Here is a 13,184-nt window from a genome sequence, read left to right as displayed (position 1 = left end):
CCACTACTCGTCCAACTCGGCGAGAAGCCGGGCCTTGGAGCGGGCGCCGACCAGGGTGCGCAGCAGTTGGCCGTCGCGGAAAAGCAGCAGCGTGGGAGCGGCCATGACCTGGTACGCGCGGGCAGTGAGTGGGTTCTCATCGGCATTGAGCGTGCGAACGGCGAGCGTGTCCGCACGCTCGCGGGCGACTTCGGCCAGCACCGGCGCGATCATTTTGCATGACGGGCACCACGTGGCCCAGACGTCCACGAGAACGAGGCCGGGGTGGGCGAGCACATCGCGGTCGAATGTCTCATCGGTCACCGCCACGGTGCCGACGATCGCAGAACTCAGGGTCATCGGGAATCCTTCTGTTCGGTGGGGTTGTCGTGTGTTCGATCGGCCTGTGGCTGGGGCGTCCCATCGCGACCTGATGAGGGCTGCAGCGCGGAGACCGCTGTCGGCCACGGGAGCGTTCGTGTGGTCCTGTGGCGGTGTGTGGCCTCGCGGAGGCGATCGGTGAGGGCGTCTCTGCGGGCGGTGAGGGCGTCGATTTCCGCGGTCAGTGCGTCGATGGTTCGCTGGTATTCGGCCAGGGAGGCCGGACAGTCGTCGACGTGTTCGCTGCCTGTCGCCAGGCAGTCCAGAAACGGGCGAGTCTCCTCTACCGGGATGCCCAGACGGTTCAGGGATCGGATTTCGCGCACCAGGCGGACGGTGTGGTCGTCGTATTCGCGGAAGCCGTTGGGGTGCCGTTCCGGTGCGACCAGCCCGAGCGCCTCGTACCGCCTGATGGCCTTGGGGCTGAGCTGAGCCAGCCGCGCAAGCTCTCCGATCCTCATGCAGCGAATGTAAACGCTGCCCCCAGGGGCAAGGTCAAGTGAGAGTTCACATTGCCTATCGGCGGGCGGTGAGCCATTCTGAAAAGGGCAAGGGACGCACCGGATTTCGCAGGGGGTCGTGACCGAATGCCGAATGGATTGAAAACGCTGACGCGGTACACGATCGAGGAAGAGCATCGGCATCCCGGTTCGTCGGGGGAATTCTCCGCGCTGGTGAATGTGGTGGCGACGGCGGCGAAGATCATTGCCAATCAGGTGACGCGCGGGGCGATCATCGGGTCGGGGGTCGAGGACGAGACGTCGGTGAGTGGGCGGCTCGATGTGTTGACCGATGAGATCATGGTGGGGCAGACGCAGTGGTCGGGGCATCTGTCCGGGTTGTTGTCCGAGCAGCATGCGACGGTGCTGCCCGCGACGCAGCGCCGGGGCAAGTATCTCCTGGCCTATGACGCGTTGGACGGGTCGAGCAATATCGACGTGAATCTGCCCGTCGGTTCGATTTTCAGTATTCTGCGGGCGCCGGAAGCGGTGGTCGCCGGCGACGCGGACCCTGTCGAAACCGACTTCCTGCAGCCGGGAGTGGCGCAGGTGTGTGCGGGGTTCACCCTGTACGGGCCCGCCACGATGTTGGTCCTCACCACGGGCAGCGGCGTCGACGGGTTCACCCTCGATCGGGAGATCGGTGCGTTCGTGCTGACTCATCCGCAGATGCGAATCCCGCAGGACACCTCGGGTTTCGCGATCAATGCCGCGAACGAGCGGTTCTGGGAGCGGCCGGTGCGCCGGTATGTGCTCGAGTGTTTGGAGGGAGTCGAAGGGCCACGCGGGCGAGATTTCAATATGCGGTGGGTGGCGTCACTGGTGGCCGACACCTTCCATATCCTGACCAGGGGCGGGCTGTATCTGTACCCGCGCGATACGCGCAATCCCGCACAGCCGGGCCGAGTCTCGCTGCTGTACGGGGCGAACCCGATCGCGTTCATCGTCGAGCAGGCGGGCGGGGCGGCGACCACCGGGCACGAGCGCATGATGGAGGTTCCCCCGGCCCAGGTGCATCAGCGGGTGCCGTTCATCTTCGGTTCCCGCAACGAGGTGCTGCGCATCGAGCGGTATCACCGGGAACCGGACGCGGGCAAGCGATTCGACAGTTCGCTGTTCGGGACGCGGTCGTTGTTCCGGCCCGCCAAACACGATCAGCGCACGTAGATGCGCGATCGGCACCGTGCTTCCCGGGCGATCAGGCCGGGTCCTGGTCGCGTTCTTGCTGTTGCCTGCGGGCCTCGCGACGTTGCTGTTCGGCACGCTCGCGCAGGCCGCGGAGGAAGGCCTCGTCGTCGTCGGGATTCGACGCGACCCGGCGACCGGGGCGATCGTATTCGCCGAACCGGGTATTGGAGACAGGCCCTGACTCGCCGACCGGCTTGCCCGCGAACAACCACAGCAGCGCACCGATCGTCGGGATCAGCACGACGACGATGATCCACCCCATCTTCGGTAGGTGCCGGATGCCCGCGTCGGGGCTGGTGATGATGTCGACCAGGCAATACACCCACAGGGCGAGAGTCAGAAAGCCGATGACGGCGTATGGCATTCGGCGATTATTCCACGACGGCTCGCACGGTGGATCCGCAGTGGCCGGCGACGACCGACATGCCGGCGCGGTCAGTCGGGCAGGAGCGGAACCGAGAGGCCTTCGCCGCTGCGCAGGAGTGCGGCGCGGGTGACGGCGGTGGAGCCGAAGCGGCGGCGCAGGTCGTCGAGGGTGGCGTCGAGGGTGTTCTCGGCACGCGCTTCCAGCGGCAGGGTGAGTTGCCTGGTGTCGGCGTCGTCGAGGTTGGTCAGCGACAGGCCGATCAGGGTGATGCCGCGTTCGGTGATCAGTGGTTGGGCGGTGTGCAGCAGCAGGCGGGCGGCGTGGCGGATCGCGGTGGAGGCGTCGGTGGCTTCGACGAGGGTGTGTGATCGGGTGGCTCGGGTGAAGTCGTCGAAACGTAAGCGCAGCACCACCGTTCGGCAGACGCGGTCGGCGGCGCGCAGGCGGCGGCCGAGGCGGTCGGTGAGACCGTCGAGGTAGGCGGCGATCTCGTCGGGGTCGCGAGGGCGGCGGCCGAGGGCGCGTTGGGCGCCGATCGAGCGCCGGCGTTTGCCGGTTTCCACGCGGCGTGGATCCTGAGCCCAGGACAGGGCGAACAGGTGACGGGCCGCGGCGGGGCCGAGAATGGCACGCAGGTGGGGTTCGCCGAGTTCGGCGAGCTGGCCGATGCGGGTGATGCCGTTGGCGTGCAACGTCGCCGAGGTGACTTTGCCGACGCCCCATAATCGCTCTACCGGCAGCGGATGCAGGAAGTCGAGCTCTTTGCCGGGTTCGACAAGGCGTAACCCGTCGGGTTTGGCGACGGCGGAGGCGACCTTGGCGAGGAATTTGTTGCGTGCGATGCCCACGGAGATGGGCAGGCCCACCCGGGCGGCCACCTGCGTGCGCAGCCGGTGGCCGATGTCGATCGGTTCGCCGCTGATCCGGCGTAGCCCGCTGACGTCGAGGAACGCCTCATCGATCGAGATCCCCTCCACCACCGGGGTGGTGTCGTGGAATACCGCGAACACCGCTTTGCTCGCCTCGGCATAGGCCGACATCCGCGGCGGCACCACGATCGCGTGCGGACACAGGCGCAGCGCCTGGGCCGCGTTCATCGGCGTGCGGATACCGAACGCCTTGGCCTCGTAGCTGGCCGCCAACACCACCCCGCCACCCACGATGACCGGTTTGCCACGCAGCCACGGCTGGTCACGCTGCTCGACCGAGGCGTAGAACGAGTCGAGGTCGGCGTGCAGGATCGAGGCCTCGGCACGTGACTGGATACGCGGGCGACGCGGGACGGCGGAATCGGACACGAACATATGTTCGCATCGGGGTCCGACGAGTTCGGCCTGTCAGGGTGTGGAGATAATCCTGGCCTGCAGGTTTTCGGCGAACTCGCGCGCGGCGGTGAGGTCGGAGGCGTCGGGGTGGCCCTTGCGGACACCACCGACCACGCGCAGCGGCAGCGAGGTGTCGAAGCCCCGGCAGTCGAAGGCGTCGACCACGTCGAAGCCCTTCTTCTCGATGTCGCGGGTCAAGGTGGTGACATAGCGGCGAAACGGCGTTTCCGGGAATCCACTGGTGCGGAACACGAACGCCTTGCCCTGGTGTCGGGCCGGCAGCGAGGCGATGAACCGGCGCAGTTCCGGATGGAAAGCCATGTTGTAGATGCCCGAGCCGAAGCCGACGAGGTCGTAGGCGGCGAGCTCGGCCGGATCGATGTCGGCGGGAGCGACGACCCGGCCGCCGAGCACCTGGCTGATGGCTTCGGCGACGCGCTGGGTATTGCCGTGCGACACCGACTTGCACACGAGGATGACCTTCATAGGGGTGGTCCTTTCGTTCCGCTGCGTTGCTGGACACTCTCGGAGACACCGCTCGAGTTCCCCGCGTGACACGCAGGTGTTGTGCCCTCCGTCACAGCGTGTCTTCGGCTGCGATGTCGAGATCGCGCACGACATCGATGGACTGCAGCTTGTCGGGGTTGCGGACCGCGTAGAGCCCGGTGATGAGGTCGTCGGCCAGCTCGACCACCAGCACCGTATCCAGGTCGCCGTTCTTCGATCGGGCGATCACCGTGGGCTGCGCGTTGAAACTGCCGAATTCGACCGTCGCGCCCGCCATCGAGTTCTGGGTCAGCCCGATCAGGAACCGGGCGACGGGCTCGGCGCCGATGATCGGGCGGCGCGCGGCACTCACGCGGCCACCGCCGTCGGAGATCTGCAGGACGTCGGGCGCGAGTACCGCCATGAGGGCGCTGACATCGCCGGTGTTGGCGGCCAGCAGGAATCGGCCGATCACCGCGCGGCTGGTGTCGGAGTCCGGTTGGAAGCGCCGGCGCCGTGACGCGACATGCGCGCGGGCCCGGTGGGCGATCTGCCGCACGGCGGTGTCGGATTTATCGATCATCCGCGCGATCTCGCGATGGCTGTGCCCGAACACCTCCGACAGCACGAACACCGCGCGCTCGGTGGGACCGAGAGTTTCCAGCACGAGCAGCATCGCCATCGACACCGATTCGGCCAGCAACACATCCTCTCCCGCGTCGGGCGCGGTCCGGATCGGTTCGGGCAGCCAGGTGCCGACGTAATCCTCGCGGCGACGCCGGACCGTGCGGAGATGATTGATCGCCTGACGGGTGACGATCTGCACCAGGTACGCGCGCGGATGCGTCACTTCCGTCGCGTCGCGCCAGCGAAGGTAGCTGTCCTGCAACACATCCTCGGCATCGGCGGCACAGCCGAGGATTTCGTAGGCGATCGTGAACAGCAGTGGCCGGAATGTGGCGAATGTGTCGGACTCGGTCATCGGGCCACCCCGGCGCGCCTCATACGCCGATGATTCCCGGCGACAGCGAGTCAGCGCAACCACGCTGTCGCGCAGATGATCCCGGTGGATGCTGCGGACGACACCTCATATCGCCGCGGTGCCCTCGCGCCGACCGAACCAGACAGGCAGGTGGTCGAGGAGATCCTGCTGATCTCGACCGGCCCATGCCACATGCCCGTCGGGGCGAAGCAGTACCGCGGGGACGTCGAGTTCTTCGCTGACATCGACGATGTGGTCGACCCGGTCCGCCCATCCCCGCACGGAGAGGTGGCCGGTCTGGTCGAGCAGGAGTCCACGGCCCGCGTGCATGTGCGCGTAGAGGCGACCGCGTTTCAAGGCGATATCGCGCAATCTCCGGCCGAGCAGTGGGCCGCCCTCGCCGAAGTCGTAGCGGATTGCGACGGCGATGATCTTCTCGGTGAGATAGCGGCTGACCTCGTCGAATTCCATCAGCTGGGATACCAGTCTGCGTACCGCCTGTGGTCCCGCGTCCAGCGACATCAGTTCCATCTGGGCGCGGGTGTTGTCGAGCACGTCGGCGGCCACGGGGTGGCGTTCGGTCTGGTAGGTGTCGAGCAAGCCCGGTGGCGCCCAGCCGTTGATCTCGGCGGCCAGTTTCCAGCCGAGGTTGAACGCGTCCTGCACGCCCAGGTTCAGGCCCTGTCCGCCGGTGGGCGGGTGGATATGGGCGGCGTCGCCTGCCAGCAGCACGCGGCCGACGCGGTAGTGCTCGGCTTGGCGGGTGCCGTCGCCGAAACGCGACAGCCAGCGCGGCGAGTGCGCGCCGAAGTCGGTGCCCGCGGTGGCGATGAGCTGTTGTTTCATTTCCTCGAGGGTGGGCGCGACAGCCCGGTCCTCGGCGACTCCGGCCGCGGGGGCGAGGACGCGGTAGACCCCGTCTGCCAGGGGCATCGCGCCGAATCGCAGCTGAGTCTTGCGGACTTCGGTCATCACCTCGGTGATCGTCTCCGGTGACGCGGTCAATGCCATTTCGCCGAGCAGGGTCTCGACCCGGCTCGGCTCACCGGGGAACGCGACACCGAGCAGCCTGCGCACGGTACTGCGGCCACCGTCGCAGCCGACGACATAGCGCGCACGCAGCCGGGTACCGTCGGCCAGTTCGACGGTGACCGCGTCGTCGCGCTGGTTCACGCCGACCACTTCGGAGCCGCGCCGGATCTCGGCACCGAGCTCGGTGGCGTGCTCGCTCAGCAGCTGATCGGTGCGGGGTTGCGGGATGGCCAGGACATAGGGGTGGGCGGTGTCGAGTCGTTCGGGCGCCGGTTTGGGAATGCCGGCGAAGTACCCGCCGAGCGGATGGCGGCGTCCGAGCGCGAGGAACCGGTCGAGCAGGCCGCGCTGATCCATGATCTCGATACTGCGCGCGTGCAGGCCGAGCGAGCGGACGATCGTCGTCGGCTCCGCGTCCTTCTCCAGCACGACCACCCGCACCGCGTGCAGCCTCAATTCGGCGGCCAGCATCATGCCCGTCGGCCCACCGCCGACCACGATCACGTCGATCATCGAATACTCCCCTTCGACAAGATTCCCGCAGGTTGCGGGCTCGCCGAGAGATTGTGCGGCATCACCGGGGTCTTGCCGCAAGCCCCGGGGTGCGCTATATGTTAGAGGTGGCAAGGAGTGGTTTTCCCTCCTTGCCATTGCCATGCTCGCGACTCTCACCGAGGCGGTGCCGGTACTGTGAAGCGGTTCGGGCAAGGTGAAGGAGTCGGTCGGCGGTGCGTGGTTTCGGGGATCTCGAGGCAGTGCTGATGGATCGGCTGTGGGACCGCGATGTGGACACGACCACGGTGCGCGAACTGTTCGACGAGTTGGCGACCGAACGCGACATCGCCTACACCACCGTGATGTCGACGATGGACAATCTGCACCGCAAAGGCTGGCTGGCCCGCGAGCGTGCGGGGCGCGCGTACCGGTACTGGCCGACGGTGACCCGCGAGGAACACAGCGCCCGGCTCATGCACGAGGCGCTCGGTGTGGGCGGGCGCTCCGACCTCGTGCTCAACTACTTCGTCGACCGGATCAGTGACGACGAATTCGCGGGATTGCGAGCCGCGTTGCGCCGTGTCGCCACCCGGCGGACCGAGGCGAGTTAGCCCGTTCGTGTCGGAGCGATCTGATCTGATGGGACTCCGATCGGATCGTCACGGGGATGGGGACACATGCTGAGTGTGGGATGGAATCAGGTGTTCGCCTGGCGGCTGGGCCGTCAGTTCGTCGCGGCACCGACCGCGGGTTCTGCCGAGGAGGTCGCGGCCCGGTTGGCCGGGGTGCAGGCGCAGGTGGCGTCGGCGGCGGAGATGGCTGTGGCGGTACGCAGTTCCGATTCCCGCGGGCTCGGTGTCGGTGAGGCGTTGGCCGCGGGCACGTTGATCAAGACCTGGGCGATGCGCGGCACTCTGCACGCGATGGTGCCCGAGCAGGCCGCGGCCGCGCTGTCGCTGATCGGATCGGCGCGGACCTGGGAGAAACCGTCGTGGCAGAAGACGTTCGGCGCGACCCCGGAGCAGGTGGCCGGTCTGGTGGAGGTGGTGTCGGGAGTCCTGGCCGGTCAGGTCCTGACCCGGGACGAACTGGTCGAGGCGGTACTCGCCGAACCCGGCTTCGCCCACCTCGGCGAGCAGTTGCGCTCCGGCTGGGGTGCGGTGCTCAAGCCGTTGGCCTGGCAGGGCGCGCTGTGTCACGGTCCCGCGCGCGGGACCAAGGTCACCTTCACCGCGCCGGCCGACCTGACTCCCGGGTGGAAGGGCATCCCGGAACCCGATATCGCCGCACCGGCGCTGATCCGCGCGTATCTCGGCGCGTACGGTCCCGCGACCCCGGAGGCCTTCGACGCGTGGCTCAGTCGCAACAGCGTGCGCAAAACCGTGCTGCGCGGGTGGTTCGCGGCGATGGGTGACGCGCTGACCGAGGTCGACGTCGAAGGACGGATCGGCTGGATTCCGAGCGAGTTCGCCGACGATCTCGCCGCGGCGACTCTCGACGGCGGTGTCCATCTGCTCGGTCCGTTCGACCAGTACGTGCTGGGACCCGGTACTGCCGACACCGTGCTGCTGCCCGCCGAGCACCGGTCGAAGGTGAGCAGGACGGCGGGCTGGATCTCGCCGCTGGTGCTGGTCGACGGTCGCATCGTGGGCACCTGGGAACAGGTCGACGATGAGGTCGTGGTGTCGATGTTCGACGCGCGCAAGGTGGCGAAGCGCGACCTGACCGCAGCGGTGAACCGGCTGGCAGAGGCTACCGGCGCATCGGGGCTCGGCGTCCGCGCGAGCTGAGATTTCGGATACGCCAGACGACGAACCAAGCGCTTGCTACGGTGGCTCGATGATCCCCACGATCGTCTGGGGCACCGGAAACGTCGGCCGCGCGGCCATCCGTGCCGTGGCTGCCCATCCGGCGCTGGTTCTCTCCGGGGTGCTCGTGCACAACCCCGACAAAGTCGGCCGAGACGCGGGCACGCTCGCGGGCCTGGACACCGAATTGGGGGTGGCCGCCGTCGACGACGTCGACGCGCTACTCGCCACCGGACCCCAGGCGGTGGTGTACGCGGCGTCCGGAGACATCCGGCCCGACGACGCGCTCGCCGACATCGTGCGGGCGATCCGGGCAGGCGCCGTCGTCGTCACCCCGGCGCTCTACGCCCTCTACGACCCGCGCAACGCACCGGCCGAAATGCGCGAGCCGGTGCTGGAAGCCATTGCCGCAGGCGGTGGTTCGCTGTTCGTCTCCGGGGTGGATCCCGGCTGGGGCAACGATGTGCTGCCGCTGTTGATCAGTGGGCTCGCCGCCACCGTCGACGTGGTGCGCTGCCAGGAGATCTTCGACTACTCCACCTACGACCAACCCGACTCGGTGCGCTACCTCGTCGGGATGGGACAGCCGATGGACTACCAGCCACCGATGCTGATGGCGAGCGTGCCGACGATGGTGTGGGGCGGCCAGATTCGGCTGATGGCCAGAGCGCTGGGTGTCGAACTCGACGAGATCCGCGAAACCGTCGACCGGCGCGCCCTCGACGCGACAGTGCAGACCACCCAGATGGGGGCGTTCGACGCCGGCACGCAGGGGGCGGTGCGGTTCGAGGTGCAAGGCATCGTCGACGGGCAGGCGCGCATCGTGATCGAGCACGTCACCCGCATCCATCCCAGCTGCGCACCGGACTGGCCGACACCACCCGACGGGGACGGTGCCCACCGGGTGATCATCGAGGGTTCGCCACGCATCGAGGTGAGCGTCGAAGCGACCGATGAAGGCGGCAATCGCGCGGCGGGCGGAAACGCCACGGCGGTGGGACGTTTGGTCAATGCCATCGACTGGCTGGTCGAGGCGCCGCCCGGTCTCTATGACGCACTCGATGTGCCGCTGCGCGCCGCGGTCGGCAAACTCGGAAGGACACCACGATGATCATCGATATTCCCGAGGGCAAAGATCCCATCGGCTACGTGTGGGGCGAGATGGTGCCCGGCATCGGCGTCGCCGCGGCGGCGTTCTCGCTGTCGGTCTACGAGCACTCCACCCTCGGCCTGCGTGAATTCGAAGCGGCCCGGCTGCGGATCGCCCAGATCAACGGCTGCCTGTTCTGTCAGGACTGGCGCACCGAACGCGACGGGCAGAAGGTCGAAGCGGAATTCGCCGAAGCCGTCACCCACTGGCGTGACACCGACCGGTTCGACGAACGGACCCGCCTCGCCGCCGAATACGCCGAGCGCTACGCCACCGATCATCACGGCCTCGACGACGAATTCTGGACCAGGATGTTCGCCGAGTACTCCCAGGCCGAGGTGGTGGAGCTGAGCATGAGCATCGGTTCCTGGCTGGCGTTCGGCCGCCTCAACCGTGTCCTCGGGCTGGACACCGTGTGCGTGCTGCCCGGCCACTGACCGCCGGGTGCGCCGGACGGAGCACCACCGCGCCGGCGGCCGGGCGGCAGGGACTGGGCAACACTGTCGCGCCCGCGCCGATTAAGCTGCGGGCCGTGATGGAACCTGCGAGACAGCAGCTCATCGATACGGTGGCCTGGGTGCTGATCGAGAACGGTCGCATCCTGTGTGCCCGCCCGCGCGGCAAGGACGTGTTCTTCATCCCGGGCGGTAAACGGGAAGGCGTCGAGACCGACCTGCAGACCCTGGTCCGTGAGGTCGCCGAAGAACTGACCGTCGAGCTCACGCCCGAGAGCGCCACCCACGTCGGCACCTACGAGGCCGCGATCGCCGACGGGCACGACACCGTCGTCCGGATGGCGTGCTACACCGCCGACTACCGCGGGGTGCTCACGGCCAGCAGCGAGATCGAGGCGCTGGCCTGGTTCGGATTCGGGGACCGCGATCTGGTTCCCCCGGTCGACCAGTTGTTGTTCGACGACCTCGCGGCGGCCGGATCGCTGCGGTGATCGGCGCGGTGGCACGGTCGGCGTTCTACGAACTGCTGGCACTGCCACTGGCCTTCACCCGGGTGCGGACCCGGCTGCGGGTGCCGCGACTGCTCCTGCGCGAACCTGTCAGCGCTCACAATATTTCGCTGCGACGCTGCCTGATCCAATCGGTGCTCTCCGGTGGTGTCGGGCTGCTCGGCTGGTTCCTCGCGATGCTCAGCGTGCTGGTTGTGGTGCGTGGGTTCGCCTATCCGTGGGTCGCCGCCGACAGTTATGAGACCTCGTGGGGCGGGCCGACGCTGGCGGGCGCGTGGCTGGTGCACGCGGTGTTGGGTGGGTTGATCGCGCCGGCATTCGTCGCGGTGATCGCCCTGTTCGGCCGGTTGCAGCTGCGGGTGACGCGGACTGTGCTCGGCGGTGACCGGTCGTGGTGGGCGATTCCAGTCGCCCTGGTTCTCGTGGCGGCGGGCGGGTTGTTCTTCGTCGCGTGGGTGCGGCAGATCTGAGCGTGCGGGTCAGCGGGATCCGGGGATGTAGACGCCGGCGGCCCGCAGTTTCGCCTCGACGAGGGCAGAGAGCCGGGCCGGGGCCGATTCCTGCTCTTCACCGTGGTGGCGGATCAATTTGTAGCGTGTCGCGGCTTCTGTGCGGGCTTGCAGACCCGTCACGATCTTCAGCTGTTCGGGGTGGGCGAGATAGTGCTCGGCCAGTGCGGTGGCCACTTCCTCGATACGCGGGTCGTCCGGTTCCCAGGCGGCCGATTCCGAGGCGCGCCTGCTCAGGGTGAGGAACTCGGTGTCTTCGAGGGCGTTCTCGACATTGGTGAGGTAATCGTCGAAGCCCTCCGGAACCAGCGCTCTGGCCAGCACCCACCCTTCCCTGGCCGCCGCCACCTCCGCCGGGGGAAAGCCGAGGCCGGGCAGGCGCGCGAGCAGCTCCACCGCGCGGTCGGGCAGCAGCGTGCGGTCGCCGTCGGCCAGCCGGTGCAGCGTATCTCGGCGCACGATCAGTTCCTCGATCCGCTCGGTGAGACGCCGTTCGACGTCGGCGAGCTCGGTGGCGAACGCGTCGGCGTCGGCGTCGAGCAGCGATCCGATCTCGGCCAGCGGAACTCCGGCGGCGGCGAGGGTTCTGACCTGCACCAACCGCAACAGCTCGGCGGAACCGTAGCGCCGGTAGCCGGAGCTGTCGCGGGCCGGTTCGGCGAGCAGACCGTTCTTCTCGTAGTGCCGCACGGTCTTGATCGTGACACCGGCGAAAACCGCGGCCTGGCCGATCGTGACGCCGTTCATCATCTGCTCAGCCCGCCTTGTTCGAGGTAGTCCTACTCAGAAAGTTGACCTTGATGGTGCGTCGAGGTCAAGCATCCGGGCCGCGCCCGACTCGGCACGGCCTGGACGGTGCGTTCAGGCCGTCGCGGTACCGAACACTTCGTCGAGCAGTCGCTGCGTCGCGGCCTGGAACGTCGCCGACATCGACAGGTCGGCGTCGTCGATGTAGTTGAGTGCGGCGGTCATGGTCTTGGCGCCGTCGAGCGTGCTGTACATCAGCGCCGCATGGCCACCGTGGCCGCCGTTGTGGGTGATGACGGTGCCGGTCTCGGTCTGCTGGACGAACACCCCCAAGCCGTAGCCGACCTTGGCTTCGGGCGTGAGCATCTCGGCCAGCAGCGGGGCGGGCAGCAACGTGCCGCCCACCAGTGCGGAGAGGAAGGTGTGCAGGTCCTTGCTGGTCGAGATCATGTCGCCGCCGCTGGAAATCCAGGACGGGTTCTGGGAGGTGACGTCGACCGTCTTCTCCACCCCGGCGTCGTCGTAGCGGTAGTAGGCGTGGGCGTGCGGTCCGCCGATCTCGGTCGAGGTCTCCGGCACGACGGTGTCGCAGAGCCCGAGCGGACCCAGGATCAGTCGCTGCATCTCCTCGGCCAGTGAGTGACCGGTGACCGCTTCGATCAACAGCTTGGCGAGCGCGTAATTGGTGTTGGCGTAGCTCCAGTCCGTGCCCGGCTCGAACCGCGCGGGCTTTGCCAATGCCAGCCGCACCAGCTCGTCGGTGTGGTGGGTCTGGAAACGGTTGTCCACCCAGTCTTTGCCGCCCCAGGCGACGACTCCCGGCGCGCTCGTCCCGTCTTCGTAGAACTCGCCGGTGAAGTTGAAGATCCCGCTGGTGTGCTGCAACAGCATGCGGACGGTGATGCGCGGATCCAACTCGAACCGGGGCAGGTAGTCGACGGCGGGAGTGTCGAGGGCGATCTTGCCCTCGGCGACCAGTTGCAGGACCACGGTCGCGACGAAAGTCTTGGTGTTGCTGCCGATCCGGACGCGTCCGTTGACCGGCGGTGGTGCACTGTGGCCCAGCTCGCTGCGCCCGGCGGTGCCGACCCACGTGCCCTGCTCGTCGTCGACTCGCACGTGCAGGCCGACGAATCCGGTGGCGACGATCTCCTCGATGGTCTGCTGCAGGGTCGGGTAGTGCTGTGCGGCAGCGGGTGTGGTGGTGTTCGCTGTGGTGTTCGCGTTCGAAGTCATGAGATGAGCGTCCGGGTTGACCCAAGGTCAACCGC

16 protein-coding genes are annotated in these 13,184 nt (G+C 67.8%); 7 read left to right on the top strand and 9 right to left on the bottom strand.

The window, feature by feature from the left end:
- Positions 1-3 precede the first annotated feature (3 nt).
- Both ACWF99_RS02070 and ACWF99_RS02065 read right to left on the bottom strand, forming a co-directional pair.
- Entirely contained in the window at positions 4-339 is a 336-nt protein-coding gene (locus tag ACWF99_RS02070; RefSeq protein WP_378629157.1) for a thioredoxin family protein, read from the bottom strand.
- On the bottom strand, positions 336-821 hold the full coding sequence (locus tag ACWF99_RS02065) for a MerR family transcriptional regulator (RefSeq protein ID WP_452534087.1): 486 nt from the start codon (positions 819-821) through the stop codon (positions 336-338). Before ACWF99_RS02065 ends, ACWF99_RS02070 begins: the two co-directional genes overlap by 4 nt.
- 126 nt (positions 822-947) lie before the next feature.
- Between ACWF99_RS02065 and ACWF99_RS02060 the strand changes: the two genes are divergently transcribed.
- Positions 948-2,027, top strand: coding sequence for a class 1 fructose-bisphosphatase (locus ACWF99_RS02060; protein WP_452534085.1), 1,080 nt, complete (start codon positions 948-950; stop codon positions 2,025-2,027).
- 31 nt (positions 2,028-2,058) lie between these two features.
- Here ACWF99_RS02060 and ACWF99_RS02055 read toward each other — a convergent pair whose 3' ends face one another.
- The 5 genes from ACWF99_RS02055 to rox all read right to left on the bottom strand — a co-directional run bounded on the left by ACWF99_RS02055 (position 2,059) and on the right by rox (position 6,753).
- Positions 2,059-2,412 carry a PLD nuclease N-terminal domain-containing protein gene (locus ACWF99_RS02055; protein ID WP_452534083.1) on the bottom strand — a complete coding sequence of 118 codons (354 nt, stop codon included), beginning with the start codon at positions 2,410-2,412 and terminating at the stop codon, positions 2,059-2,061.
- A 71-nt stretch (positions 2,413-2,483) separates the two neighbouring features.
- On the bottom strand, positions 2,484-3,719 hold the full coding sequence (gene dinB / locus ACWF99_RS02050; protein WP_452534081.1) for a DNA polymerase IV: 1,236 nt from the start codon (positions 3,717-3,719) through the stop codon (positions 2,484-2,486).
- 33 nt (positions 3,720-3,752) lie between these two features.
- A complete protein-coding gene (locus ACWF99_RS02045; RefSeq protein ID WP_452534079.1) occupies positions 3,753-4,226 on the bottom strand; it encodes a flavodoxin family protein in 474 nt (157 codons plus the stop codon).
- 91 nt (positions 4,227-4,317) lie between these two features.
- A complete protein-coding gene (locus ACWF99_RS02040; protein WP_452534078.1) occupies positions 4,318-5,208 on the bottom strand; it encodes an RNA polymerase sigma-70 factor in 891 nt (296 codons plus the stop codon).
- Positions 5,209-5,313: 105 nt separating this feature from the next.
- Positions 5,314-6,753 carry a rifampin monooxygenase gene (rox, locus tag ACWF99_RS02035; RefSeq protein WP_452534077.1) on the bottom strand — a complete coding sequence of 480 codons (1,440 nt, stop codon included), beginning with the start codon at positions 6,751-6,753 and terminating at the stop codon, positions 5,314-5,316.
- A 215-nt stretch (positions 6,754-6,968) separates the two neighbouring features.
- On the opposite strand from rox, the gene ACWF99_RS02030 reads away from it, so the two are divergent.
- The 6 genes from ACWF99_RS02030 to ACWF99_RS02005 all read left to right on the top strand — a co-directional run bounded on the left by ACWF99_RS02030 (position 6,969) and on the right by ACWF99_RS02005 (position 11,127).
- Positions 6,969-7,346 carry a BlaI/MecI/CopY family transcriptional regulator gene (locus tag ACWF99_RS02030; RefSeq protein ID WP_255284061.1) on the top strand — a complete coding sequence of 126 codons (378 nt, stop codon included), beginning with the start codon at positions 6,969-6,971 and terminating at the stop codon, positions 7,344-7,346.
- 66 nt (positions 7,347-7,412) lie between these two features.
- Positions 7,413-8,525 (top strand): winged helix DNA-binding domain-containing protein, encoded by a 1,113-nt coding sequence (locus ACWF99_RS02025; RefSeq protein ID WP_378629150.1) that lies wholly within the window; start codon positions 7,413-7,415, stop codon positions 8,523-8,525.
- A gap of 49 nt (positions 8,526-8,574) precedes the next feature.
- Positions 8,575-9,654 carry an NAD(P)H-dependent amine dehydrogenase family protein gene (locus ACWF99_RS02020; RefSeq protein WP_378629148.1) on the top strand — a complete coding sequence of 360 codons (1,080 nt, stop codon included), beginning with the start codon at positions 8,575-8,577 and terminating at the stop codon, positions 9,652-9,654.
- Positions 9,651-10,130: a carboxymuconolactone decarboxylase family protein gene (locus ACWF99_RS02015; protein ID WP_378629147.1), complete on the top strand. Its 480-nt coding sequence runs from the start codon at positions 9,651-9,653 to the stop codon at positions 10,128-10,130. Before ACWF99_RS02020 ends, ACWF99_RS02015 begins: the two co-directional genes overlap by 4 nt.
- Before the next feature lie 98 nt (positions 10,131-10,228).
- Entirely contained in the window at positions 10,229-10,639 is a 411-nt protein-coding gene (locus tag ACWF99_RS02010) for an NUDIX hydrolase (protein WP_378630003.1), read from the top strand.
- Positions 10,636-11,127 (top strand): hypothetical protein, encoded by a 492-nt coding sequence (locus ACWF99_RS02005; RefSeq protein WP_378629146.1) that lies wholly within the window; start codon positions 10,636-10,638, stop codon positions 11,125-11,127. The genes ACWF99_RS02010 and ACWF99_RS02005 overlap by 4 nt, the downstream gene beginning before the upstream one ends.
- Positions 11,128-11,136: 9 nt before the next feature.
- Here ACWF99_RS02005 and ACWF99_RS02000 read toward each other — a convergent pair whose 3' ends face one another.
- Both ACWF99_RS02000 and ACWF99_RS01995 read right to left on the bottom strand, forming a co-directional pair.
- Positions 11,137-11,916, bottom strand: a complete 780-nt coding sequence (locus ACWF99_RS02000; RefSeq protein ID WP_452534074.1) for a MerR family transcriptional regulator — start codon at positions 11,914-11,916, stop codon at positions 11,137-11,139.
- 111 nt (positions 11,917-12,027) lie between these two features.
- Positions 12,028-13,149, bottom strand: a complete 1,122-nt coding sequence (locus tag ACWF99_RS01995; RefSeq protein ID WP_452534072.1) for a serine hydrolase domain-containing protein — start codon at positions 13,147-13,149, stop codon at positions 12,028-12,030.
- Positions 13,150-13,184 lie beyond the last annotated feature (35 nt).

The organism is Nocardia sp. NPDC055002, assembly GCF_053608825.1.
This window is presented reverse-complemented; position numbering and strand designations above follow the sequence as displayed.